The organism is Klebsiella quasipneumoniae subsp. quasipneumoniae (genome assembly GCF_020525925.1).
GTDB lineage: Bacteria > Pseudomonadota > Gammaproteobacteria > Enterobacterales > Enterobacteriaceae > Klebsiella > Klebsiella quasipneumoniae.
This window is the reverse complement of the sequence record NZ_CP084876.1, coordinates 2,030,355-2,055,261: the sequence shown is the minus strand read 5'-3', so window position 1 is coordinate 2,055,261 and position 24,907 is coordinate 2,030,355. Positions and strand designations below refer to the sequence as shown.

Genomic DNA, 24,907 nt, shown 5'->3' with positions numbered 1-24,907 from the left:
AGACCCCCATGAGTCAACAGGAACGGGCAACCATCCTTCTCATTGACGACCATCCGATGCTGCGCACCGGCGTGAAACAACTGATCAGCATGGCGCCGGACATCCAGGTGATTGGCGAAGCCAGCAATGGCGCGCAAGGTATCGAGCTGGCGGAGTCGCTGGATCCGGACCTGATCCTGCTGGACCTCAATATGCCGGGCATGAACGGTCTGGAAACGCTGGACAAACTGCGTGAGAAATCGCTGTCTGGCCGGGTGGTGGTCTTCAGCGTCTCTAACCATGAAGAGGACGTTGTTACCGCCCTCAAGCGCGGTGCCGATGGCTATCTGCTGAAAGACATGGAGCCGGAAGATCTGCTGAAAGCGCTGCAGCAGGCCGCCGCCGGCGAGATGGTATTAAGCGAAGCGTTAACCCCGGTGCTGGCCGCCAGCCTGCGCGCCAACCGCGCCACCTCCGATCGCGACATCAGCCAGCTGACCCCGCGCGAGCGCGACATCCTCAAGCTGATCGCCCAGGGGCTGCCGAACAAAATGATCGCCCGCCGGCTGGATATCACCGAAAGCACCGTCAAAGTGCACGTCAAGCACATGCTGAAGAAAATGAAGCTCAAATCCCGGGTGGAAGCCGCGGTATGGGTCCACCAGGAGCGAATTTTTTAAGGCGAGTCCGTCCACGAGACGCCAGGCGCGGTGAACTTGACCAGCGGCTCAGTCAGCGCCAGGACGATCTCATTGGAGGAGACGCGCTGCCCCTGTTTATCCTCTACCACCACCGACAGGCGCCAGCGGTTCGCGGCGCCCGGTTCACTGTTCCACACCGGCATAATCACGCTCCAGCCATCGGGGCTGCTGGCATCCACCGGCGGCGTCAGGCTGAGTGCCTGGGTGTCGCCCTGCCAGTGCAGCGACTTGATGCCGTGCAGACTATGGATCTGCAGCTTCAGCTGCACCGTCTCCCCGGACTGTAGATCCCAGGGCGGCGTGGCCAGATAGACCGTCAGATTTTTGCGCTGCCGATACTCCACCACCGGCAGATTATCCCGCTCCGGGCTGTCGAAGCGGCTGCCGCGCAGCGAGTTGCTGAACGCCACCTCGTCCGCCGCCAGCTGCTGCTTGAGCGGCACGCCAAAGCGGTAGTTGAGCTTCAGGCCAACGTTGTTCTGGCTGACGCCATTTTCCCCTTGCTTATGCTTGGCGGTCACGGTGACCAGCGGGACCGGGGTATAATTGAGCCCGACGGAGACGGCCACCGGGTTATGGTAGCCTGTGCCGGTGTGAAACAGATCGACGCTGTCGCCGAAGTACTGTTCGACGCTGACGCTGGTATTGATGTGCTCATAAAACGGCAGCCGCGCCTGGGCGGTAACGTCATACCCCGCGGCCATCCGCTGCTCCTGAGTTTGATTCTCCCGCAGCTGCCAGTCGCCCAGCGGATGATAGTAGTTCGCCGACAGGCGGAGATATTCCCCCCACGCCTCGGCGCCGACGCTGCCGCGGGCCAGGCTTTCGCTCAGCACCTTGTCATAAAACGAGTTATAGCCCAGCAGCCAGCCGCCGACCCGCCAGCGCTGGCCAAGCCCAATATTGCCCACCAGATCGTTCTCGCGCCGGGTTACCGAATACTGGTTCCACGTCAGGTAGCGATCGTTATCCTGCAATGGCACGAACCAGCTCCCTTTACTGCCGGTGAACTTCCCCTCTTTATCGACCAGCAGGTCGACATTGGCGTTGCCCCACGGCGAGAGCCAGCTCTCCAGCTGGTGACTCACTTCATTGCCGAGTTTGTTGATGGCGAACATCTGCGCCTGCTCGCCCGCCGTCAGTCCGTTATCGCTCATGCTGGCCTCGCCGAATTTCTTCGCCACTTCGGCAAAGTGTCTGGCGTCGTCATCGACCTGCGGGGCGATCCCCAAATCGGGCAAGGGATCTTCTCCCTGGGGCGTAAGAGCGGTGTCGCTGGCGGTCAGCGCCCAGACGGGAGCGCCCGGCAGCAGCAGGAGAAAGATCAGGGATGGCAGCAAACGGTACGACACAGGCATCAACAGGTTTTGCGCGGGCTCGCAGAAAAAATTGGAAGATAGTTTTAGTTTATCGTTTTTTCCCTTCTCCCGCAGCCCTGCAGACAATTCCAGGAATATGCTGAAACCGGTTGGGCAAATAGTCGCCCAACCACAGAAGGTGCCGTCGCGCCGTTACGCCCCGGCGCGGGCCGGTTGCGCCGTCAGCAGCGCGTTGAGCTCCGGCACGCAGGAGCCGCAGTTGGTCCCGCACTTAAGCCTGGCGCCCAAAGCCCCAACACTGGCGCAGCCGCTGGCGATGGCCTCGCCGATCGCCCGCTCCCCCACCCCAAAACAGCTGCAGACGATCCGCCCCGGCGGCGCGGCGGCGGCGTCCGGTCGGCCGCTGAGCAACGCATGGCGCCGGGCGGCATCGGACGGCGGCGCGGCGAAGGCGGCGCTTATCCCTGCGCTATCCACCGCCGGCTCGCGCGCATCGCTCCACCAGCCCAGCATCAGCCTCCCCTGATGCCACGCCAGCAGGTTCCACACCGCGCCGCCGTCTGCTATCTGCATCTGCCAGCCGCGCTGCGCGCACCAGACGCTGAGCCACTGCCGGGCTGACGCCTCCCCGGCCAGCGAGTAGTGCAATACGCCCGCCGCCGCCCGCCGCCGCCAGTGCCAGGCCGCAGGAAACGGCAGCGGTTCGCGACAAAACAGTTCGCTATGCCAGGCAGGCTGCCAGGAGGCGATGGCCACCGCCGCCTGTTTACTCTCCGGCTGGGCGGAATGCGGGTCCGTGACGGCGGCCAGCAGATTATTCACCCGCCCCTGGCGGGCGAACTGATTGTTCCAGTGCATTGGGACAAACAGCGAGCCGGGGCGCTGGCCTTCGCTGATCGCCACTTTCGCCACCATCACCCCATGGCGCGACCAGATCCGCGCCAGCCCGCCGGCGACAAGCTGGTAGCGAACGGCGTCCTGCGGCGCCACCTCCACCACCGGCTCCGCGATATGCTGCATCAGCCGCGGCACGGCGCCGGTGCGGGTCATGGTGTGCCACTGATCGCGGATCCGCCCGCTGTTGAGGATCAGCGGATAAAAGACATCGGTTGCCGCCCGGGTCGGCTGAGGCGTCACTGGCACCATCCGCAGCCTGCCATCGCTATGCCAGCCGCGCGTGATATCCCAGGCGGCGCGGCGGCGGCTGACCGGCCAGCGTACCGGCGCCATGGCGTCCCATGCCTCGCGGCTGAGATCCGCCAGCGCGCCGATATCAAACGCCCGCTGGCCGTCGTTTTCGAAACCGGACAACGCCGCATGCTCGCGGAAGACGTCATGCGGATGCTGCCAGGCAAACGCCTCGCGATACCCCAGCGCCTGCCCTACTCTGGCGATGATCCACCAGTCCGCTTTCGCCTCCCCCGGCGGCGGCAGGAAGCTACGCTGACGGGAGATGCGCCGCTCCGAGTTGGTGACCGTGCCATTTTTCTCGCCCCAGGCCAGCGCCGGAAAGCGAATGTGGGCGAATTGTCCGGTATCCGTCTCAGCGGCGACATCCGAGACGATCACCAGCGGACAGCCGGCCAGCGCCTGGCTCACCGCGTGGCTGTCGGGGAGCGACACCACCGGGTTGGTGCCCATGATCCACACCGCTTTCACCTCGCCGCGGCCGATGGCGGCAAACAGCTCCACGGCGGTCAGCCCCGGGGTCTGCGCCAGCCGCTCGGTTCCCCAAAAGCGGGCCAGCCGCTGCAGATCGTCTGGCACAAAATCCATGTGCGCCGCCAGCATCGTCGCCAACCCGCCGACTTCGCGCCCGCCCATGGCGTTGGGTTGACCGGTCAGCGAAAAGGGGCCGCAGCCGCGGCGGCCATACTTTCCGCTGGCCAGATGGACGTTGATGATGGCATTACATTTGTCGCTGCCGCTGGCTGACTGGTTAATTCCCATGGTGTAGAGGGTGATGGCCCGCGGGGCGGCGATAAAATCGCGATAGAAACCCGCCACCTCATCGGCGGGCAGGCCGCAAAAAGCCGCCACTTTCGCCACGTCCCAGCCGCGAGCGGCGGCCAGCGCCTGCGGGCCGTCGCGAAAACCGTCGACGCAGGCCCCGGCCTGCGCCAGGGCGTTAAGCAACCCCACGAACAGCCCGCCGTCGCTTCCCGGCGCCAGCGCCAGATGGCGATCGGCGATCTCGCAGGTGGCGGTGCGCCGGGGGTTGATCGCCACGATCTGCAGCCGGGGATTATCCCGCTTCGCCTGCGCCAGACGCTGGTACAGCACCGGGTGCGCCCAGGCGGCGTTCGAGCCGACCAGCACCACCAGATCGCTGTTTTCCACATCCTCATAGCTACAGGGCACCACGTCGGCGCCAAAGGCCCGCTTGTAGCCGGTCACCGCCGACGACATGCACAGCCGCGAATTGGTGTCGATGTTCGCCGCGCCGATAAATCCCTTCATCAGCTTGTTGGCGGCATAGTAATCCTCCGTTAACAGCTGGCCGGAGGCGTAGAAGGCCACCGCCTGCGGACCGTGCTGGTCGATAACCTGTTGCAGGCGGGAAGCGGTCTCCGCCAGCGCCTGAGACCAGGCCACCGGCTGGCCGTCCACCTCCGGCGCCAGCAGCCGCCCCGCCAGGCCCGTGGTCTCCCCTAGTGCCGCCCCTTTGACGCACAGGCGGCCGAGGTTGGCCGGGTGCTGATCGTCGCCGCGCACGCTCACCTGACCCGCGTCATCCACGCTCGCCAGCACGCCGCAGCCTACGCCGCAGTAGGGACAGGTCGTTCGGATGGTCTTCATCAGGAGGCCTCCGCTCGCGCCAGCAGCTGCTGGCTGCCCACCCACACTTTGCCGTTCTCCACTTTCACCGGCCAGGCGCGCACTGCCTGTTCACCGCCGTCGCACGGCCAGCCGTCGCGCAGGCGAATCCGCTGTTTGTACAGCGGGGAGATCACCACCGGTTCCCCGCCGACGTCCCCTAACAGCCCCCGCGACAACACGTTGGCCGCGCTGCCCGGCTCGCGGTTGTCCAGGGCATACACCCGATCGCCAAAGCGGAACAGGGCAATCTGCCGCTCCCCTAACCGGGCGCCGATACCCGCCTGCGCCGGGATAGCGTCAAGGTCGCAAATCGCCTGCCACGGCCGGGATGGGAGTTCGCCTTCAGGCAACGCTTCAGCAGGCAACGGCTGCGGCTGACCGCGCAGATCGTGGCGCTGCACCGCCTCGTCGGGCTGGTCGCTGTTCACGAAGGAACGGAACAGCGCCAGGCGCTGGGGATCGTTGAGCGTGGTCTGCCACTCGCACTGGTAGCTGTCGACGATGCGGGCCATCTCCTGTTCCAGCTCCTCGCCAATGCCGAGACTGTCCTCCAGCACCACCTGCCGCAGGTAGGCCACGCCACCCTCCAGGTTGTCCATCCAGGTGCTGGTCCGCTGCAGGCGATCGGCGGTGCGGATATAGAACATCAGCAGACGATCGATGCTGCGGATCAGCGTCGCTTCGTCGAGGTCGCTGGCAAACAGGTCGGCGTGACGCGGCTTCATTCCGCCGTTGCCGCAGACGTAGAGATTCCAGCCTTTGTCGGTGGCAATCACCCCGATGTCTTTGCCCTGGGCTTCGGCGCATTCGCGGGTGCAGCCGGAGACCGCCATCTTGATTTTGTGCGGGGCGCGCAGCCCTTTATAGCGATGCTCGAGCCGCACCGCGAGCCCGGTGGAGTCCTGCACGCCGTAGCGACACCAGGTTGCGCCAACGCAGGACTTCACCGTGCGCAGCGACTTGCCATAGGCGTGGCCGGTTTCAAACCCGGCGTCGGCCAGCTCGCGCCAGATCGCCGGCAGCTGTTCCAGCCGCGCGCCAAACAGGTCGATGCGCTGGCCGCCGGTCACTTTGCTGTAGAGCTGGTAACGTTTGGCGATCTGCCCGATGGCGATCAGCCCGTCCGGGGTCACTTCCCCCGCCGCCATCCGCGGCACCACCGAATAGGTGCCGTCCTTCTGAATGTTGGCGAAATAGCGGTCGTTGGTATCCTGCAGCGGCAGGTGCGCCGGCTTCAGCAGGTATTCGTTCCAGCAGGAGGCCAGCACCGAGGCCACCAGCGGTTTACAAACCTCGCAGCCGTGCCCCTGGCCGTAGCGGCTAATCAGCTGCTCGAAGGTATGGATATGGTTGACCCGCACCAGATGGTAGATCTCCTGACGCGACCACGGGAAATGCTCGCAGACGTCTTTTTTCACTTCGACGCCCTGCGCCGCCAGCTGGTGCTCCATCACCTGTTTCACCAGCGCGCTGCAGCCGCCGCAGCCGGTAGCCGCTCTGGTGCAGCTTTTTATCGCCGCCATATCCCCCGCGCCATTGTTCACCGCCTGGCAGATATCGCCTTTGCTGACGCTATGGCAGGAGCAGATCGGCGCGCTGTCGGGCAGCGCCGCCACCCCCAGCGCCTTCGGCGCGGCCCCCTCCAGCGCCGGCAGGATCAGGCTCTCCGGACGCGGCGGCAGCGCCATGCCGTTCAGCATCATCTGCAGCAGCGTGGCGTAGTCGCTGGCGTCCCCCACCAGCACGCCGCCAAGCAGGGCTTTGCCGTCCTGACTGACGACGATTTTTTTGTAAACCTGCTGCGGACCGTCGGTCCATTGATAGCTCTGGCAGCCCGGCGTGCGCTCCTGCGCATCGCCAAACGAGGCTACGTCAACCCCCAGCAGCTTCAGTTTGGTGCTCATGTCGGCGCCGCTAAAGCAGGCGTCCTCTCCTGCGAGGGTGGCCGCGGCGATCCGCGCCATCTGATAACCCGGCGCCACCAGGCCGTAAATTTTATTATCCCACAGGGCGCATTCGCCTATCGCCAGCACGTCCGGGTCAGTGGTGCGGCACTGGCCGTCGATGCCAATCCCCCCGCGCTCGCCAACCTGCAGCGCGCAGCCGCGGGCCAGCGCGTCCTGCGGGCGGATCCCTGCCGAGAAGACCACCATGTCGGCCGCCAGCGTGCCGCCGTCGGCAAAGTTCAGCCGCAGGCCATCGGCCTCGCGCACGATGGCGGTGGTGGCTTTGCTGGTATGCACCCCCACGCCGAGGGCGACGATCTTCTCCCGCAGCATCGCCGCCCCGCCGTTATCCAACTGGACGGCCATCAGGTTCGGGGCAAACTCCACCACGTGCGTCTCCAGCCCCAGCTGTTTCAGGGCGTTGGCGGCCTCCAGCCCGAGCAGGCCGCCCCCGATCACCACCCCGGTCTTCGCCGCGGCGGCATGGGCGGCGATACGGTCGAGATCGTCAAGGGTACGATAGACAAAGCACCCGTCGAGATCGTTGCCAGGGATCGGCGGAACAAAGGGATAGGAGCCGGTCGCCAGCACCAGTTTATCCCAGTGGGTTTCATGCCCCTCGGCGTCCCGCACCAGCCGCGCGTCGCGGTCGATCGTCGCCACCGCCTTGCCGAGGCGGAGTTCGATGCCGTGCTGGTGAAAGAAATCATCGGCCACCAGCGACAGCGATTCGGCGCTGCGTCCGGCGAAATATTCGGAGAGATGCACCCGGTCGTAGGCGGCGTAACGTTCTTCGCCAAACACCACGATACGATATTGCTGATGCAGGTTGCGGCTCACGCATTGTTCGAGAAAATGGTGGCCGACCATGCCATGTCCCACCAGCACTAATACAGGTTTCGTCATCGTCATTATTCCTGCAGCCTGCGGCTGCGTTGAAGAAGGGTCAAAAAGCCAGTCCGCGGTGGCGGGCTCGTCGCTTTCCAGGCGCGCGGTGAGCGCGGCGGCGGCGGTACAGTCGCCCATCAGCAGCACGCCGCGCAGGCGGCCGTCGCGCAGCAGCAGGCGACGATAGTGCCGGTCGATGGGATCCCAGCTGGTATAGATGTCATCCTGTTCGCCGGCCTGCTGTTCGCCGACGCTAAAGAGTTCAATGCCGGTGACCTTCAGGCGGGTCCCGGCGTCCTGCCAGACAAAGCCCGCGCCGGGGGCGCCGCACAGGCGATCCGCCAGCACCTCGGCCTGGCGCAGGCAGGGAGCCACCAGCCCCCAGGTCTGGCCGTCAATTTCGCAACACTCGCCAATGGCGCTGATCCCCGGCAGCGAGGCGGCCATCTGGCGGTCAACCACGATCCCCTGCTGGCACAGCACGCCGGACTGCGCCGCCAGACGGCTGTTGGGCTGCACGCCGGTCGCCAGCACCACTCTGGCGGCGCGGAATACGCGCCCGTCCGCCAGCCGCACGCCGTCGGCGTCGATGGCGGCGATCCGGCACTCCAGCACGCAGCGAATACCGCGCGCTTCAAGCTGCTGCCTGAGCTCATCGGCGGCAAAGGCGTCGATCAGCGGCGCCATTAAGCCGCTGCCGCGATGCAGGAGTGTGACCTCCCCGCCGCGGCGACGCAGCGCCGCCGCCGCTTCCACGCCCAAAACCCCACCGCCAATCACCACCGCCGGGCCGGGTATCGCCAGAATACGTTCCACGTCCGCCAGGGTGCGGAAGGGCATAACCTGCGGACGTTCAATGCCCGGCAGCGGCGGGATAAAGGGCCGCGAGCCGGTGGCGAAAACCAGCTCGTCCCACGGCAGCCAGGCGTCAGCGATGCGCAGCCACCGTTGCGCAACATCCACTTCATCCACCGCCTCGCCAGACCGCAGACATACCCCGTGCCGGGTGTACCACTCCGCCGGCAGCAACGGGATCTGCGATGCCGTTTTTTCGCCAGCCAGCAGCGGCGAGAGCTGGATGCGGTTATAGGCCGGGTGCGGCTCGTCGCCGACGACGGTAATGGCAAACCGCGCAGGGTCGCGCTCAACCAGCCGCTGCACCAGCCGGGTGGCCGCCATGCCGTTACCGATCACCACCAGTCGCCGCGTCATGACCGCCTCCTCATGCCGCTTTCGGCTGTTTTTCATACAGGAAATGGAGGATCTGCTGGCGCAGATGGTGATACCGGCTGTCGTCCGCCAGCTGAACGCGATGCCGCGGACGCGGCAGATCGACCGCGAGGATCTCGCCGACCGTCGCCGCCGGGCCGTTGGTCATCATCAGCACCCGGTCGGAAAGCAGCACCGCTTCATCAACGTCGTGGGTGATCATGACGATGGTGGTATTGAGCTCCTGCTGGATATGCATCACCGTGTCCTGGAGGTGAGCGCGGGTCAGCGCGTCCAGGGCGCCGAAGGGCTCATCAAGCAGCAGCACTTTCGGCTTTATCGCCAGCGCCCGGGCGATACCCACCCGCTGCTTCATGCCGCCGGAGATCTCCCCGGGCCGTTTATGCAGCGCATGACTCATCTGCACGCGAGCGAGGTTGTGTTCAATCCACTCCCGACGCTCATGCTTGCTCATGGTGCGACGGAACACCTGATCCACCGCCAGCGCCACATTGTCGAAACAGCTCAGCCACGGCAGCAGCGAGTGGTTCTGGAAAACCACCGCCCGCTCCGGCCCGGGCCCGGCGATTTCCCGGTTATCGCACAGCAGTCCGCCCTCGGTAGGGGTCGTGATCCCGGCGATCAGATTCAGCAGGGTCGATTTTCCGCACCCCGAGTGGCCGATCAGGCTAATGGTCTCCCCTTCGACGATATCGAAGGAGACATTCTGTAGCGCCAGAAACTCGCCGCTGGCGGTGTTGAAGCGCTGGCTGACGGCCTGCACCTGAATTAATGGTTTCATATTGGCTCCTTATTTGTCCTGCCAGCTAAAGCGGCGGGCGAGCAGCATCAGGCCCTGCTCCAGCAGCAGGCCGACGACGCCGATAATGACGATGGCGATGATGATGTTTTCCACATTGAGGTTGTTCCACTCGTTCCAGATCCAGAAGCCGATCCCCAGCCCGCCGGTGAGCATTTCCGCCGCCACGATCACCAGCCAGGCGATGCCGATGGAGAGGCGCACGCCGGTGAGCACCGCCGGCAGCACCGCCGGAAAGAGAATTTTGCGCATCACCGTCCACTCTGAGAGCTGGAGGACGCGGGCGACGTTGAGATAGTCCTGCGGGATCCGCCGCACGCCTTCCGCGGTGTTGATCACCATCGGCCAGATGGAGCAGATAAAAATGGTCCAGCTGGAGGCTGGCTCCGCCTTCTGGAACAGCAGCAGGCCAATCGGCAGCCAGGCCAGCGGGCTGACCGGGCGCAGCAGAGCAATCAGCGGATTAAACATGCGGGTGAAGAACAGCGAGCGGCCGATCAAAAACCCCAGCGGAATGCCCGCCAGCGCCGCCAGGCCGAAGCCCACCGCCACGCGCTGCAGGGAGGCCAGCACGTTCCAGCCGATCCCCATGTCATTCGGCCCGTCCTGATAGAACGGATCGGCGAACAGCGTCAGCGCCGAGTCCAGCGTGCTCAGCGGGGTGGGAAAGCCTTTGCTGTGCATCGCCGCCAGCTGCCAGGCCAGCAGCAGCACCCCCAGCCCCAGCAGTGGGGGCAGCAGGCGCTGGATGAGCTCACGCAGCCAGCGCGTGACGGTCGGCGTGGTGCGCCGGACCTGCACCGGCGGCAGGATAATGACTTCGCCAGGCGCGTTCTCCACGCTGACGACCGGTTGCTTACGTTGTGCCTGCTTCATCTCATGCCCCCTTACGTTGAATAGCGAAATGGCGGGCGTAGCCTTCCGGGTCAGACCCGTTCCAGACCGTACCGTCCATCAGTGTGCTGCTGCGCATCGTGGCTGCCGGTGTACTGATCCCGCCGACCGCCTGGGCGGCCGCCTGCCAGACGTCGATGCGGTTAAGACGCGACGCCACCGCGAGGTAATCCGGAGCCTGCTTCAGCAGCCCCCAGCGACGAAACTGGGTGAGGAACCACATCCCGTCCGACAGCCAGGGGAAGCTCACCTCTCCCTCGGCGTAAAAGCGCATCGGATGGGCATCCTGCCAGCGGCGGCCGAGGCCGTTGTCATACTCCCCAAGCATCCGGCCGGTGAGGTACTGCTCTTTGGTATTGAGCCAGCCGCGTCTGGCGAGCAGGCGGGCCGTCTCCCGGGTGTTCTCCGCCGAGGCGGCGATCCAGCGCTGCGCCTCCATCAGGGCTGCCACCAGCGCGCGGGCGGTGTTCGGGTGGCGTTCCACCCAGTCGCGACGGGCGCCCAGCACCTTTTCCGGATGCTCAGGCCAGATATCCTGGGAAGTGGCCGCGGTGAAGCCGATACGGTCGTTAATGGCGCGGGCGTTCCACGGCTCGCCGACGCAAAAGCCGCTCATATTGCCGATGCGCATGTTCATCACCATCTGCGGCGGCGGCACCACGACGGTGCGCACATCGTTAAAGGGATCGATGCCGGCGCTCGCCAGCCAGTAGTAAAGCCACATGGCATGGGTGCCGGTGGGAAAGGTATGGGCGAAGGTGTAGCTGCCCGGCGCGCTGCGGTCGATCAGCCGTTTCAGTCCGCCGAGGTCGGTCACCCCTTTCTCCTGCAGTTCGCTGGAGAGAGTGATGGCCTGACCATTGCGGTTGAGGGTCATCAGATTAGCCATCGCCTGCGGCTTGCTGGCGATCCCCAGTTCAAGACCGTACAGCAGGCCATAGAGAATATGCGCCGCGTCCAGTTCACCGGCCACCAGCTTGTCGCGCACCGCCGCCCAGCTGGCCTCCTTACTCGGCGCCAGGGTAATTCCATATTTTTTGTCAAACCCCTTCGCCGCGGCGATGGCCAGCGGCGCACAGTCGGTCAGCGGAATAAACCCTACCCGCACGGTGGTTTGCTCCGGTCTGTCCGAGCCGCCGGCCCATGCGGCCTGCATCACGCCCGGCAGCAGCATCGCGCCGCCCAGCGCGGCCCCTGCCTGCAGCAAGCGCCGCCGTGAAATTGAAAACTTATCGCTCATATCCGCTCCACACGCGCAAAAAAAAAGCGCCCGACAGTGCATATGCACTGCAGGACGCCTTTATCCACGGACACCCGAACCGCCATTGGTTCGTCGCCCGGACTTTTATTCACTCACTAATGCTAATGCAAAGGGGATGCCAGCTTTGGCTATGGCGCGCTGGCGGGCTTTTCCTTTCGCTCTGGTCGGTTTGTCAGGCAAAAGTGCACCGCCGACAGGCAGCGAATGCCCATCGATTGTGCATCTACTCCTTTGGGGTTAATGGCCAGATCGCCTTCACCATCAGCAGCGCGCGGGCTATCTCAACCATCCGCTGATTCTTGTCCATGGCCATCTTGCGCAGCGTTTGCCAGGCCTGCTCCTCCGGCATCCCCTGATGAGTCATCAGCAGGCTTTTCGCTTTTTCGATCAGCTTGCGTTCCTCGAGCGCGTCTTTCAGCGAAGCCAGCTGGCTGGAGAGCTGTTGCAGCTCATAGGCCTGCTGGCGCACCAGCGGCAGCAGCTGTTTATCCAGCCGCGGCGTCACGCTGTCGCTCTCCTCCCCGGCCAGCCAGCCAGGCGCGTCGTCTTCTAACAGCGCGTCGGTGGCGTCCAGCAGATCGTCGATCAGTTGCTCTTCCACTTCGCGCAGTTGCTCAAGCCGCTGGGTTTGCAGGCCGAACCAGCGCAGCGCCGTTTCCCCGCCGTCCGCCGCCGGCTGGCGGGTGCAGGCGATCCGCCGCAGTTGCTCGATGTCCAGACCGGCCTGGCACTCGGTCGTAAACAGCTGGACCGTCGCCGGACTGCCCAGCGCCTGGAAGCTGTCAAAGCAGGGCTGCTGACCATCAATACGGTCCACCAGCTGCTGGCGCAGGCTGTCGCTGAACTCACCGCGGGTAAAGCCCAATGCTCCCAGCGCGCGCTCCTGGCCCACCAGCTCTTTTCCCTGCATAAAGCTGTACAGGGCGACCATACGCCCGGCTACCGACGGGTCGTCAATGCTGTCATTGAGCTGCGGGACGATATTCAGCAGATGGCGGATAATACGGCTGAACTGCTCCGTCGCGGCTTCAGCGGCGACCTGCCGGCGGCTGACCTGCTCACGCAGCGCCGGGAGCTGCGCCAGATCGCCGACCGCCCGGGCGATGCGCCAGCACAGCGCGCTGCCGGCGACCGCGCGCGCCCGTTCGAGGGCGGCATAGAACAAGGCCAGCCGCTCATCAACCAGCGCCCCACCCGCCCGACACTCCGCCGCGTACAGCTGACCGCCCGAGCAAAGAAAAATATTCGACGCGCCGCGCTCGCACTGCAGCATATGCACCAGCGCGCTGAGCTGACTTGCCAGCTCGCCCAGCCGGGCAAGTTGCTGAAGCTGTTGTTTTTGCAGGCGGCGCGCCAGCTGCAGCCAGGCCGTCGCCTCGTCCGCGTGACCAGTCGTATTATTCATACCCCTCCTCCGGGTTAACGCTTTATACTGCGGTAAAGCAATAACCGTGCCTTTAAGAAGGAGTTTGTATGCAACGTATTGTGATTATCGCCAACGGCGCCGCCTACGGCAGTGAATCCCTGTTCAACAGCCTGCGCCTGGCCATTGCCCTGCGCGAACAGCAGTCCGACCTCGATCTCAAGCTGTTTTTGATGTCCGACGCCGTCACCGCCGGGCTGCGCGGGCAGAAGCCGGCGGAAGGGTATAATGTGCAGCAGATGCTGGAGATCCTCACCGCCCAGCAGGTTCCCGTGAAGCTGTGCAAGACCTGCGCGGACGGCCGCGGGGTCAGCGCACTGCCGCTGGTTGATGGGGTGGAGGTTGGCACTCTCGTTGAGCTGGCCCAGTGGACCTTGGCGGCAGATAAAGTGCTGACCTTCTAAATCTGCGCCGCCGAACGGGAGGAAATATCAGGTTTCGCCGCCTGAAGAGGTAAAAAAAACGTTAGCTGAATGCTTTCAGGAACAACGTCATTTTTGTTTAATCTTTATCCCTTTTTTTGATCAAAATCAGCATCCCGACCCGCGCCGTTTGGTGTGATGCACAGAGCAAAGTGTGAACAATATCACGCGAGGACTGGGTGGGCAGGATGCTGTAGCGGGACAGAAACGGGGTACAAAAATGGCGATGGTAAAAGCAAGTTTGACGTTGTTTGGCGGTGACACGCTGGTGGTGCGGTGCTCAGAGCGCTGCCATATTCATCTGATGAGCGCAAAGGTTCCTGGCGACAGCCATGCGGATATTCTGAGCGTGCAGGATCGGGACAGCGCCTATCTGACGGTGCCCTACAGCGGCACCTGGAACGTGCTTATCGACAGTCACAGCCAGTCACTGGAGCACTCCATCAGCTACGTTCCGGCCTGACAGTCACTGCCTTAACACACGCCCGGCCATGCCGGGCGTTTTTCTTTTCCGCGCGCTCAGGCCAGGCCCGGCGTCGGGCTCTCGCCCAACAGCGCGCGGACGCTGGCCACCAGATCATCAAGACTGGCGTCGTGCATCCCGAGCTTACTCAACGCCTGCTCCAGCGAAAACAGGTACTGGGCGTTGGTGCCGAGCGGCCCGCTGGCCCGGGCGATCAGCGGAGCAATGACCTGGGCGCTGGTATCCGGCTCAAACAGCGGATGACGCGGATCCATAATAAACACCAGCGCATTTACCGTCCGCCCGTCGTCCAGCTCCAGCTTGCACCAGGTGGGCAGATAGCAGCCGGTAATCATCTCCCGTTTCCACAGCAGCGTCAGCTCTTCTTCCAGCGTGTCGTCCGGCAGACGATAAGCGACGCCGGTGGTTCGACCGCCCTCTTTCAGGGCCAGCATGCGTCCCGGCTGGCAGGCGCTCCCGCGCCCGGCGGTCAACCGCAGGCAAAACGCGCGGTGCCAGCCCGGCAGCGTGCCAGTGCAGGACTCGCGATAATTGAGCGCCGGGTTCCAGATAAGCGAACCGTAGCCAAAGATCCATACTGAGCCATCATCCGGGCGGCAGGCCAGCGTCGCCGCCAGCGAGGCTGCGCGTTGTTCTGCCGACCAGAGTAGCGATTCCTCAATAGCGCCAAACGCTGTCTTACAATCCGCATTCATCAAGAAATCACGAGTTAACACTGTTTACTACCTCCGCCACTGCCCGCTTCCCGGCGTTCGTCTCATGCATCCGTCAATATTGCTGAAATATTATCCAGCTTTATCTTTCAATAAGCAATCAGCGGGGCGCTGGCAAGCATAAAAGCGGCGTCAGCAATTATTTTTTCTTATGCCACTTATCGTCATCGCCTTTCTCGTAACTGTTCTTAACCGCCGCCCAGGCGACTTTGTGCGCCGTCTCTTCACGGCTGGCGTCATCGCGCCGCTCGTCTTTATCTTTATATTGATCCCAGGCGCTGTTAAACGCTTCTTTATAAATTTCCTGCGCATGGGCAGGCAGAACATGCTGAACGCTGTCGGGGAGCTCTTGTTTACTGTTATAGGGCATAATGACCTCCTGTTTGAGCATAAAATTTAAGTCTGGAACGCAGGCGGCAGGCTATCAAGCCGATGATGAGTTAAAAATGAATTTTAGTAATTATCTGAATAGTAAGTATAAAAATAGCGTAATCGCAAATTATAACAAACTAATCAAGATATCTCTCGATACCCGTAAACTTAAGTAAAAATACAGCAGAAATTTAGCAAAATCTGTTACTTTATCGCCCTGCGTTTTTATAATTATAACACCTGCATAAATGGAGATGGTTCATGACCCATGCACATGAGGCGGTAAAAACCCGCCATAAGGAGTCTTCCCTCGTCTTTCCGGTGCTGGCGCTGGCGGTGCTGTTTTTCTGGGGCAGCAGCCAGTCACTGCCAGTGGTTATCGCGATTAATATCCTCGCGCTGGTCGGTATTTTAAGCAGCGCCTTCAGCGTGGTCCGCCACGCCGACGTCCTCGCCCACCGCCTGGGCGAACCCTACGGCTCCCTGATTCTCAGCCTGTCGGTGGTTATCCTTGAGGTCAGTCTGATCTCCGCGTTGATGGCCACCGGCGACGCCGCGCCGACCCTGATGCGTGATACGCTCTACTCCATCATTATGATCGTCACCGGCGGTCTGGTCGGTTTCTCCCTGCTGCTGGGCGGGCGTAAATTCGCCACCCAATATATGAATCTGTTCGGCATTAAGCAGTATCTTATCGCCCTGTTTCCGCTGGCGATTATCGTGCTGGTGTTTCCCATGGCGCTGCCGGGCGCGAACTTCAGCACCGGGCAATCGCTGCTGGTGGCGGTGATTTCGGCGGCCATGTACGGCGTTTTCCTGCTTATTCAGACCAAAACCCATCAGAGTCTGTTTGTTTATGAGCATGAAGACGACGGCGATGATGACGACCCGCACCACGGTAAACCGTCCGCCCACAGCAGCGGGTGGCATACCGCCTGGCTGCTGGTGCACCTGGTGGCGGTGATCGCCGTCACTAAAATGAACGCCAACCCGTTGGAAACGCTGTTGACCAGCATGAATGCCCCGGTGGCCTTCACCGGCTTCCTCGTGGCCTTGCTGATCCTGTCGCCGGAAGGCCTTGGCGCGCTCAAAGCGGTGCTCAACAATCAGGTACAGCGGGCGATGAACCTGTTCTTCGGCTCCGTGCTGGCCACCATCTCGCTGACGGTCCCGGTGGTCACCCTCATCGCCTTCCTGACCGGCAATGAGCTGCGCTTTGGCCTTGGCGCGCCGGAGATGGTGGTGATGGTCGCCTCGCTGGTGCTGTGTCATATCTCCTTCTCCACCGGACGCACCAATGTGCTGAACGGCGCGGCCCATCTGGCGCTGTTCGCCGCCTACCTGATGACCATTTTCGCCTGACCCCGCTTTCCCGTCCGGCGGAGTCCGGGCGAAAAAAAAGCCTGCCGGTTTTGACGCCGGCAGGCTTTTTCAGTGATGCGGTCAGGCTTACTTGCTGGTATCCAGCTCGTCGAAGCTTTTCACCAGATCGTCAATCGCTTTCATCTGCTTGAGGAACGGCTCCAGTTTATCCAGCGGCAGCGCGGACGGGCCGTCGCATTTCGCGTGGTCCGGATCCGGATGCGCTTCGATAAACAGACCGGCGATACCCACCGCCATACCGGCGCGGGCCAGCTCGCTCACCTGCGCGCGGCGACCGCCGGAGGCAGCGCCAAACGGGTCGCGGCACTGCAGCGCGTGGGTGACGTCGAAAATAACCGGCGAGTTGTTGGAGGCTTTCTTCATCACGCCGAAGCCGAGCATATCCACCACCAGGTTGTCGTAACCGAAGTTCGCGCCGCGGTCGCAGAGGATCACTTTGTCGTTACCACCTTCGATGAATTTATCGACGATGTTACCCATCTGGCCCGGGCTGACGAACTGCGGTTTCTTGACGTTGATCACCGCTCCGGTTTTGGCCATCGCTTCCACCAGGTCAGTCTGGCGCGCGAGGAAGGCGGGAAGCTGGATCACGTCCACGACGTCAGCCACCGGCTGCGCCTGGCTGGCTTCATGAACGTCGGTGATGATTTTCACGCCAAAGGTCTGCTTCAGCTCCTGGAAAATCTTCATCCCTTCTTCCAGACCCGGCCCACGATAGGAGTGAATGGAGGAACGGTTGGCTTTATCAAAGGAGGCTTTGAAGACGTAGGGGATGCCAAGCTTCTGCGTAACGGTGACGTAATGTTCGCAGATGCGCATCGCCAGATCGCGTGACTCCAGCACGTTCATCCCGCCGAACAGCACGAACGGCAGGTCGTTCGCTACGTTGATATCACCAATGCTAACCACTTTTTGTTTCATAAATTCGCCTTATCAGGGTGTAACCGGAATGGTTCCAGACTAATGCAATGTAATTTGTTTGTGCGAAATCGTGTTGATTTGTGCGCGGATCATCTCGCTGATCGGATCCTCCGGACACTGCTCGACAAAATAGCTCAGGTCCAGCAGCGCCACGTGATCGCAATCCAGCTGGGCGTATATCAGCCCGCGGTCGCGGATCTCATACGGATCTTCCGGGTTAAACTGCAGCAGCGCTTCGCTGGCGCGCAGGGCCAGCTCCATCTGCCGCTCTTCCATCAGCGCCGATTTCAGGGTGTCCAGCAGCTTGCGGATCACCTCGGCGTTATCCGCTTCGTCGAGATCTTCATTAAACAGTTCCGCCACCGGCCCGATGTTGCCCTTCAGCCATACCTCCAGAGTATGTTCGTCGAGAGTTTCGCCGTTGAACGGATTAATCAGCCACATCTCTTCGCTGGTTTCCGGGTCCGCGCGCAGCAGCATCTGGGTCGGGAAGATCACCGGCACCACCGGCAGCCCCAGGCGCTGGGCGATCCACAGCAGGATCGCCCCTAACGACACCGCGCTACCCTGGCGGTTGACCAGCACTTTATCGAGCCATAGCGCGTCGGATAGACGATAAACGCCCTGCGAGGCGCCAAAGCCCCACTCCTCGTAAAACAGCGCCAGCAGGCGTTCTATCTGGCGTTCCTGGTCCCACGAAGGCGCAATCTCCTCCTGCGCGAGGCGCAGCAGCCGCTGCAGCTCTTCCTCGACAAAACGCGTCGGAAAATCGTCGCGGACCTGTTCAGAAATGAGGACCATGCCATCACACAATGGCGCTTTGTTAAATTCGAAATCCGCTAATGACCCCATGACCTACCCCAGTATCGGTATTCTTGTGATGGCGAGTTGAATGATGATAAACAACACCACCAGCGCCAGCAGGAACGCGATAAAGCGGCTCTGCTGGCTGCGCGGACGACGACGGCCCAGCGCGATAAAACCTAATGCGATGTAAATGATAACGCCAAACAGCTTTTCAGTCAGCCATGCGCCGTCTTCTGTGAACGGCAGGTAGTGCGTTATCGCCATTAATCCCGCACCGCTGAGAAACAGCAGCGTATCGCTGCAGTGCGGCGCAATTCGCACCCACCGCTGGTTCAGCAGCGGGCTCTGGTGATACATCCACCAGTAACGTAAAACGAACAATCCTACCGACACCACCACGCTGGCGATGTGCAGGTAGAGGACAGCCGTGAATAAGTTCATCAGCCAACGTTCTCCATGTCGGGTAAACGTCCGAGGGTCAGACGCTCATTGTCGCCATAGTCGCGGCAGGTCGCGACATCCAGATAGCCCGCCTCGCGAAACAGGGCGCGTACCGCTTCGCCCTGGGTCCAGCCATGCTCCAGCAGCATCCAGCCGCCGGGCTGCAGATACTGCCGCCCCTCGCGGATAATCTGCGCCAGATCGGCCAGCCCCTGGTCGCCTGCCACCAGCGCCGTCAACGGCTCAAAACGCACATCGCCTTCGGCAAGATGCGGGTCGGCGGCGTCGATATAGGGGGGATTGCTGACGATCATGGCGAAGCGCTGCCCGGCCAGCGCACTGAACCAGTCGCTTTGCCGTATCGTCACGTTAGCAATGCCCAGATGGGCGGCATTACGCAACGCCAGCGCCACGGCGTCCGGCATCACGTCCACCGCGATCACTTCACAGTCAGGACGTTCGCTGGCCAGCGCCAGGGCAATGGCGCCGGTCCCGGTGCCGAGGTCGAGAATACGGCACGCCGCGACGGGCATACGCGCCAGCGCCTGCTCCACCAGACATTCGGTATCCGGGCGGGGGATCAGCGTCGCCGGGGAGACAAACAGCGGCAGCGACCAGAACTCCCGCTGCCCGACCAGATGGGCGATGGGCTCCCCGCGCTGGCGTCGCTGCAGGAGCGCCTCCAGCGTCGTCGCCTCGTCGGCGGACAGCGTCGTTTCGCCGAAGGCCAGGATCCAGGTGCGCGCCCGACCGGTGACGTGTCCTAGCAGGATCTCGGCGTCGCGTCGCGGACTGTCGCTCTCCGCCAGGCGGGCGATTGCCTGCTGCAGCCAGGCCTGAAAGGTCATCATTCCTGCTCGGACAGCGCCGCCAGCTGATCGGCCTGGTGTTCCTGGACTATCGGCTCAATCAGCATGTCGAGTTTGCCCTCCATCGCCTCATCGAGACGGTAAAGGGTCAGGTTGATGCGGTGGTCGGTCACGCGGCCCTGCGGGAAGTTGTAGGTACGGTTGCGATCGCTGCGGTCGCCGCTGCCCAGCAGGTTGCGGCGCGTGGAGGCTTCCTCCTGCTGACGCTTGGCCACTTCGGCGGCGCGGATCCGCGCCCCCAGCACCGACAGCGCCTTGGCTTTGTTTTTATGCTGGGAACGTTCGTCCTGACACTCCACCACGATGCCGGTGGGCAGGTGGGTAATACGGATCGCCGAGTCGGTGGTGTTAACGTGCTGACCGCCCGCGCCGGAGGAACGGAACGTATCGATGCGCAGATCCGCCGGGTTGATATCCGGCATTTCCGCCTCCGGCAGCTCCGGCATCACCGCCACCGTACAGGCGGAGGTGTGGATACGCCCCTGCGACTCGGTGGCCGGCACGCGCTGCACGCGATGGCCGCCGGATTCAAATTTGAGCCGGCCATAAACGCCGTCGCCGCTGATCTTGGCGATCACCTCTTTAAAGCCGCCGTGTTCACCTTCGTTGGCGCTGAGGATCTCCACCTGCCAGCGGCGCGATTCCGCGTAACGGGTGTACATGCGGAACAGATCGCCGGCAAACAGCGCCGCTTCGTCGCCGCCGGTCCCGGCGCGCACTTCCACGAAGGCATTACGCTCGTCATCAGGATCTTTCGGCAGGAGCAGGACCTGTAGCTGTTGCTCCAGCTGTTCGCCTTTATCTTTGGCGTCGCGCAGCTCTTCCTGCGCCATTTCGCGCATTTCCGGATCGTCGAGCATCATCTGCGCGGTTTCAATATCCTCCTGCACCTGACGCCAGTCGGTATAGCAGCGCGCCACATCGCTTAGTTGAGCATACTCCCGCGACAGCGCGCGGAATTTATCCTGATCGGCAATCGTCGCGGCATCGCCGAGCAGCGCCTGCACTTCTTCGTGGCGCTCGTACAACGCTTCCAGTTTGGCAACAATAGAAGACTTCATAGGCGTGAATTCACCCTGTCCTGAAAATAAGAGAAAGGTGCGCTATTCCAGCCCGAGGCTGTTGCGCAGAATATGCAGGCGTTCGTCGTCCCCGTCACGGGCGGCCTGCTGAAGTGATTTGGTTGGCGCGTGGATCAGGCGGTTGGTGAGCTTACGCGCCAGATCCTGCATAATTTCCTGGGCATCACCGCCCTGCTCCAGCGCGGCCAGCGCCTTCGCCGTCAGCTCCTCACGGACCTGCTCGGACTGAGAACGGTATTCGCGAATGGTCTCGCTGGCGCTCTGCGCGCGCAGCCAGGCCATAAATTCGCTGGTCTCCTGCTCGACGATCGATTCCGCCTGCACCGCCGCGGCCTTACGCTGCGCCAGGTTATGCTGAATGATGTTTTGCAGATCGTCGACGCTGTAGAGGTAAGCGTTAGCCAGTTTGCCGACCTCCGGTTCGACGTCGCGCGGGACGGCGATATCCACCAGCAGCATCGGCTGGTTGCGCCGCGCCTTGAGCGCACGTTCCACCATGCCTTTGCCGATGATCGGCAGCGGGCTGGCGGTGGAGCTGATAATGATGTCGGCCTCTTTCAGCCGTTCGTCGATATCGCTGAGGGCAATCACCTCGGCGCCCACTTCTTCCGCCAGCGCCTGGGCGCGTTCACGAGTGCGGTTGGCGATCACCATTTTGCGCACGTGATGTTCGCGAAGATGGCGCGCCACCAGTTCGATGGTTTCACCGGCGCCGACCAGCAGCACCGTCACGCTCGACAGGGATTCAAAGATTTGCCGCGCCAGGGTACAGGCGGCGAACGCGACGGAAACGGCGCTGGCGCCGATATCGGTTTCAGTACGCACGCGCTTGGCCACCGAGAACGATTTCTGGAACATCCGCTCCAGTTCGCTGACGTTAAGATGACCGCGGCTGGAATCGGCGAAGGCTTTTTTCACCTGACCGAGGATCTGCGGTTCGCCCAGCACCAGCGAATCAAGGCCGCTGGCGACGCGCATCAGATGGCTGACGGCGTCGTTATCCTGGTGCCAGTAGAGGCTTTTACGCAGGTCTTCTTCATTGAGGCCGTGGTAATCGCACAGCCAGCGGATCAGCGCTTCCTGCAGGTTATCCTGCTCTTCGACGCTGAGATAGAGTTCCGTGCGGTTGCAGGTCGACAGCACCACCCCACCCTGCACCATCGGCTGAGCCAGCAAGCTCTCCAGCGCCTTATCGAGCGTTTCCGGCGAAAACGCAACGCGTTCTCGCAGGGCGACCGGAGCTGTTTTGTGATTGATGCCAAGAGCTAAAAGGGTCATTGTGAGGGAGTAGTACCAGCGTTGCTAAGGTTAGTCTGAGTGCATCATACAGGATGCGCGTAATCAATAAAAGAGAGGCTCCCCTTTTGGAGTAATAGCCAAAGCAAGACCGCCATTAAGGTTAATTTTTTGATTTCAGACAACTTGAACGTAGACGCTATCGCCCGGCGACGCTAGCATTAAGGATTATAAATGTAACCTGCTACACAAATCGGCCCGCTGTTCCCCTGCCGCCGGATTTCACTGTAGACATCAAGGATTTGTCATCATTATGAATCGACTGTTCCGCCTGCTGCCGCTGGCCAGCCTCGTCCTGACCGCTTGTTCTGTTCATACCCCCGAGGGGCCTGGCAAAAGCCCGGATTCGCCGCAGTGGCGCCAGCACCAGCAGGCTGTCCGCAGCCTCAACCAGTTCCAGACCCGCGGGGCGTTTGCCTATCTCTCCGATGAGCAAAAAGTCTATGCCCGCTTCTTCTGGCAGCAGACCGGCCAGGACCGCTATCGCCTGCTGTTGACCAACCCGCTGGGCAGCACCGAGCTGTCGCTGACCGCGCAGCCTGGCAGCGTGCAGTTGATCGACAACAAAGGCCAGACCTACACCGCCACCGATGCCGAAGAGATGATTGGCCGCCTGACCGGGATGCCGATCCCGCTGAACAGCCTGCGCCAGTGGATCATCGGCCTGCCGGGCGACGCCACCGACTATTCGCTGGACGATCGGTACCGTCTGCGTGAACTGAACTACACGCAAAACGGCAAAACCTGGCACGTCACCTACGGCGGCTACACCAGCGATACCCAGCCCGCCCTGCCGTCTAATGTCGAGCTGAACAATGGCGCCCAGCGCATCAAGCTGAAGATGGATAACTGGATCGTGAAATGATGAGCCGCTGGCCCTCACCTGCAAAACTGAATCTGTTTTTATATATCACCGGCCAGCGGGCCGATGGTTACCACACCCTGCAGACGCTGTTTCAGTTCCTCGACTACGGCGATACGCTGACCATCGAACCGCGCGCTGACGGCGAACTGCGCCTGCTGACGCCGGTGGCCGGGGTGCCGGACGAAGAGAATCTGATCGTTCGCGCCGCGCGTCTGCTGATGCGCGCCGCCGGCGAAAGCGGCCGCCTGCCGGCGGGCAGCGGCGCCGATATCAGTATCGATAAGCGCCTGCCGATGGGCGGCGGTCTGGGGGGCGGCTCGTCCAATGCCGCCACCGTGCTGGTGGCGCTCAACCATCTCTGGGGCTGCGGACTCTCGGAAGATGAGCTGGCGACCCTTGGCCTGCAGCTGGGGGCCGATGTGCCGGTGTTCGTGCGCGGCCATGCCGCCTTTGCCGAGGGGGTGGGTGAAATTCTGACGCCGGTGGAGCCTGAGGAAAAATGGTACCTGGTGGCCCACCCGGGCGTCAGTATTCCGACGCCGATCATTTTTCGCGACCCGGAGCTACCACGAAATACCCCGCGCCGGTCAATTAATACGTTATTAAATTGTGAATTCAGCAACGATTGCGAGCTTATCGCAAGAAAACGTTTTCGCGAGGTTGATGCCGCGCTTTCCTGGCTGTTAGAATATGCGCCGTCACGCCTGACCGGCACAGGGGCCTGTGTGTTTGCTGAATTTAACACCGAATCCGCTGCCCGTCAGGTGCTGGACACTGCCCCGGCATGGCTAAATGGCTTTGTGGCGCGCGGAGTAAACCTCTCGCCGCTCAAGCAGGCCCTGCTCTGAATCCTGCGCCGTGAGGGCGCATCGTTCATGAGTCAGCCGGGGAAATTGAGTTACGGTGACAACGTCACCCTGTTCCAGACGTTGCATCGTGCTCTTTAAATACACCGACTGGATCGAATGGCGCCAGCCCGCACATTATTGGCCCATTCATCCACCACTGGACGCATGCCTGAGGTTCTTCTCGTGCCTGATATGAAGCTTTTTGCTGGTAACGCCACCCCGGAACTAGCACAACGTATTGCCAACCGCCTGTACACTTCTCTTGGCGACGCCGCTGTAGGTCGTTTTAGCGACGGCGAAGTCAGCGTACAAATCAATGAAAACGTACGCGGTGGTGATATTTTCATCATCCAGTCCACTTGTGCTCCCACCAATGACAACCTGATGGAACTGGTTGTTATGGTTGATGCTCTGCGTCGTGCTTCGGCAGGTCGTATCACCGCCGTTATCCCTTACTTCGGTTATGCTCGTCAGGACCGTCGTGTTCGTTCTGCTCGTGTGCCAATCACCGCGAAAGTGGTGGCAGATTTCCTGTCCAGCGTCGGCGTTGACCGCGTGCTGACCGTTGACCTGCACGCAGAACAGATCCAGGGCTTCTTCGATGTGCCAGTTGATAACGTGTTCGGCAGCCCAATCCTGCTGGAAGATATGCTGCAGCTGAACCTGGACAACCCGATCGTGGTTTCTCCGGACATCGGCGGCGTGGTTCGTGCTCGCGCTATCGCTAAACTGCTGAACGATACCGATATGGCTATCATCGACAAGCGCCGTCCGCGCGCCAACGTCTCCCAGGTGATGCATATCATCGGCGACGTCGCGGGTCGTGACTGCGTGATGGTCGACGATATGATCGACACCGGCGGCACCCTGTGTAAAGCGGCAGAAGCGCTGAAAGAGCGCGGCGCGAAACGCGTATTCGCTTACGCGACGCACCCGATCTTCTCCGGCAACGCTATCCAGAACATTAAAAACTCTGTGATCGATGAATTTGTCGTCTGCGATACCATTCCGCTGGCACCAGAAATTAAAGCGCTGGATAAAGTGCGTACTCTGACGCTCTCCGGTATGCTGGCTGAAGCTATTCGCCGTATCAGCAATGAAGAATCAATCTCTGCTATGTTCGAACATTAATCGAGCCGAGCAC

The 24,907-nt window shown here is 62.1% G+C and carries 22 protein-coding genes; 7 read left to right on the top strand and 15 right to left on the bottom strand.

What is annotated here, in order from left to right; translation table 11 throughout:
• Window positions 1–8 precede the first annotated feature (8 nt).
• The gene (narL, locus tag LGM20_RS09925) at window positions 9–659 is read left to right on the top strand and encodes a two-component system response regulator NarL (RefSeq protein WP_002910198.1); all 651 of its coding nucleotides are present in this window, start codon (window positions 9–11) and stop codon (window positions 657–659) included.
• On the opposite strand, the gene LGM20_RS09920 is transcribed toward narL, so the two are convergent.
• The 7 genes from LGM20_RS09920 to nasR all read right to left on the bottom strand — a co-directional run bounded on the left by LGM20_RS09920 (window position 656) and on the right by nasR (window position 13,242).
• Window positions 656–2,038, bottom strand: coding sequence for a YchO/YchP family invasin (locus LGM20_RS09920; protein WP_044524070.1), 1,383 nt, complete (start codon window positions 2,036–2,038; stop codon window positions 656–658). The genes narL and LGM20_RS09920 overlap by 4 nt on opposite strands.
• Before the next feature lie 153 nt (window positions 2,039–2,191).
• Window positions 2,192–4,798, bottom strand: coding sequence for a nitrate reductase (locus LGM20_RS09915; RefSeq protein WP_044523865.1), 2,607 nt, complete (start codon window positions 4,796–4,798; stop codon window positions 2,192–2,194).
• Window positions 4,798–8,865 (bottom strand): nitrite reductase large subunit NirB, encoded by a 4,068-nt coding sequence (gene nirB, locus LGM20_RS09910; protein ID WP_077255377.1) that lies wholly within the window; start codon window positions 8,863–8,865, stop codon window positions 4,798–4,800. The genes LGM20_RS09915 and nirB overlap by 1 nt, the downstream gene beginning before the upstream one ends.
• Window positions 8,866–8,875: 10 nt before the next feature.
• A complete protein-coding gene (locus LGM20_RS09905) occupies window positions 8,876–9,664 on the bottom strand; it encodes an ABC transporter ATP-binding protein (RefSeq protein WP_044523868.1) in 789 nt (262 codons plus the stop codon).
• Window positions 9,665–9,673: 9 nt separating this feature from the next.
• Window positions 9,674–10,558, bottom strand: coding sequence for a nitrate ABC transporter permease (ntrB, locus tag LGM20_RS09900; protein WP_044523870.1), 885 nt, complete (start codon window positions 10,556–10,558; stop codon window positions 9,674–9,676).
• A 1-nt stretch (window position 10,559) separates the two neighbouring features.
• Window positions 10,560–11,816: a CmpA/NrtA family ABC transporter substrate-binding protein gene (locus LGM20_RS09895; RefSeq protein WP_032453296.1), complete on the bottom strand. Its 1,257-nt coding sequence runs from the start codon at window positions 11,814–11,816 to the stop codon at window positions 10,560–10,562.
• A 244-nt stretch (window positions 11,817–12,060) separates the two neighbouring features.
• Window positions 12,061–13,242: a nitrate regulatory protein NasR gene (gene nasR, locus LGM20_RS09890; RefSeq protein ID WP_044523872.1), complete on the bottom strand. Its 1,182-nt coding sequence runs from the start codon at window positions 13,240–13,242 to the stop codon at window positions 12,061–12,063.
• 68 nt (window positions 13,243–13,310) lie between these two features.
• On the opposite strand from nasR, the gene LGM20_RS09885 reads away from it, so the two are divergent.
• On the top strand, window positions 13,311–13,664 hold the full coding sequence (locus LGM20_RS09885) for a DsrE/DsrF/TusD sulfur relay family protein (RefSeq protein ID WP_002910380.1): 354 nt from the start codon (window positions 13,311–13,313) through the stop codon (window positions 13,662–13,664).
• Between the two features lie 238 nt (window positions 13,665–13,902).
• A complete protein-coding gene (locus LGM20_RS09880; RefSeq protein ID WP_002910387.1) occupies window positions 13,903–14,145 on the top strand; it encodes a DUF1883 domain-containing protein in 243 nt (80 codons plus the stop codon).
• A 56-nt stretch (window positions 14,146–14,201) separates the two neighbouring features.
• Here LGM20_RS09880 and LGM20_RS09875 read toward each other — a convergent pair whose 3' ends face one another.
• Both LGM20_RS09875 and chaB read right to left on the bottom strand, forming a co-directional pair.
• Entirely contained in the window at window positions 14,202–14,882 is a 681-nt protein-coding gene (locus LGM20_RS09875) for a gamma-glutamylcyclotransferase (RefSeq protein WP_004203203.1), read from the bottom strand.
• A 136-nt stretch (window positions 14,883–15,018) separates the two neighbouring features.
• Entirely contained in the window at window positions 15,019–15,249 is a 231-nt protein-coding gene (chaB, locus tag LGM20_RS09870; protein WP_023290145.1) for a putative cation transport regulator ChaB, read from the bottom strand.
• Between the two features lie 263 nt (window positions 15,250–15,512).
• Here chaB and chaA point away from each other — a divergent pair, with 263 nt between their 5' ends.
• Entirely contained in the window at window positions 15,513–16,613 is a 1,101-nt protein-coding gene (chaA, locus tag LGM20_RS09865) for a sodium-potassium/proton antiporter ChaA (RefSeq protein ID WP_004203207.1), read from the top strand.
• A gap of 87 nt (window positions 16,614–16,700) precedes the next feature.
• Here the strand turns inward: chaA and kdsA are convergent, their stop codons facing one another.
• The 6 genes from kdsA to hemA are packed head-to-tail and all read right to left on the bottom strand — an operon-like array spanning window position 16,701 to window position 22,032.
• Window positions 16,701–17,555: a 3-deoxy-8-phosphooctulonate synthase gene (kdsA, locus tag LGM20_RS09860; RefSeq protein WP_002910393.1), complete on the bottom strand. Its 855-nt coding sequence runs from the start codon at window positions 17,553–17,555 to the stop codon at window positions 16,701–16,703.
• A gap of 39 nt (window positions 17,556–17,594) precedes the next feature.
• Window positions 17,595–18,407, bottom strand: coding sequence for an invasion regulator SirB1 (gene sirB1, locus LGM20_RS09855; RefSeq protein ID WP_017899847.1), 813 nt, complete (start codon window positions 18,405–18,407; stop codon window positions 17,595–17,597).
• A gap of 3 nt (window positions 18,408–18,410) precedes the next feature.
• Window positions 18,411–18,803 carry an invasion regulator SirB2 gene (sirB2, locus tag LGM20_RS09850; RefSeq protein ID WP_008804389.1) on the bottom strand — a complete coding sequence of 131 codons (393 nt, stop codon included), beginning with the start codon at window positions 18,801–18,803 and terminating at the stop codon, window positions 18,411–18,413.
• Entirely contained in the window at window positions 18,803–19,651 is an 849-nt protein-coding gene (prmC, locus tag LGM20_RS09845) for a peptide chain release factor N(5)-glutamine methyltransferase (RefSeq protein WP_044523875.1), read from the bottom strand. Before prmC ends, sirB2 begins: the two co-directional genes overlap by 1 nt.
• Window positions 19,651–20,733 (bottom strand): peptide chain release factor 1, encoded by a 1,083-nt coding sequence (gene prfA, locus LGM20_RS09840; protein WP_044523877.1) that lies wholly within the window; start codon window positions 20,731–20,733, stop codon window positions 19,651–19,653. Before prfA ends, prmC begins: the two co-directional genes overlap by 1 nt.
• 42 nt (window positions 20,734–20,775) lie before the next feature.
• On the bottom strand, window positions 20,776–22,032 hold the full coding sequence (gene hemA / locus LGM20_RS09835; RefSeq protein WP_023290148.1) for a glutamyl-tRNA reductase: 1,257 nt from the start codon (window positions 22,030–22,032) through the stop codon (window positions 20,776–20,778).
• Window positions 22,033–22,303: 271 nt separating this feature from the next.
• On the opposite strand from hemA, the gene lolB reads away from it, so the two are divergent.
• From lolB to prs, 3 genes are all read left to right on the top strand, one after another.
• Window positions 22,304–22,915: a lipoprotein insertase outer membrane protein LolB gene (lolB, locus tag LGM20_RS09830; protein WP_023290149.1), complete on the top strand. Its 612-nt coding sequence runs from the start codon at window positions 22,304–22,306 to the stop codon at window positions 22,913–22,915.
• Window positions 22,915–23,763, top strand: a complete 849-nt coding sequence (ispE, locus tag LGM20_RS09825; protein ID WP_072413462.1) for a 4-(cytidine 5'-diphospho)-2-C-methyl-D-erythritol kinase — start codon at window positions 22,915–22,917, stop codon at window positions 23,761–23,763. The genes lolB and ispE overlap by 1 nt, the downstream gene beginning before the upstream one ends.
• Before the next feature lie 183 nt (window positions 23,764–23,946).
• A complete protein-coding gene (gene prs, locus LGM20_RS09820) occupies window positions 23,947–24,894 on the top strand; it encodes a ribose-phosphate diphosphokinase (protein ID WP_002910407.1) in 948 nt (315 codons plus the stop codon).
• Window positions 24,895–24,907 lie beyond the last annotated feature (13 nt).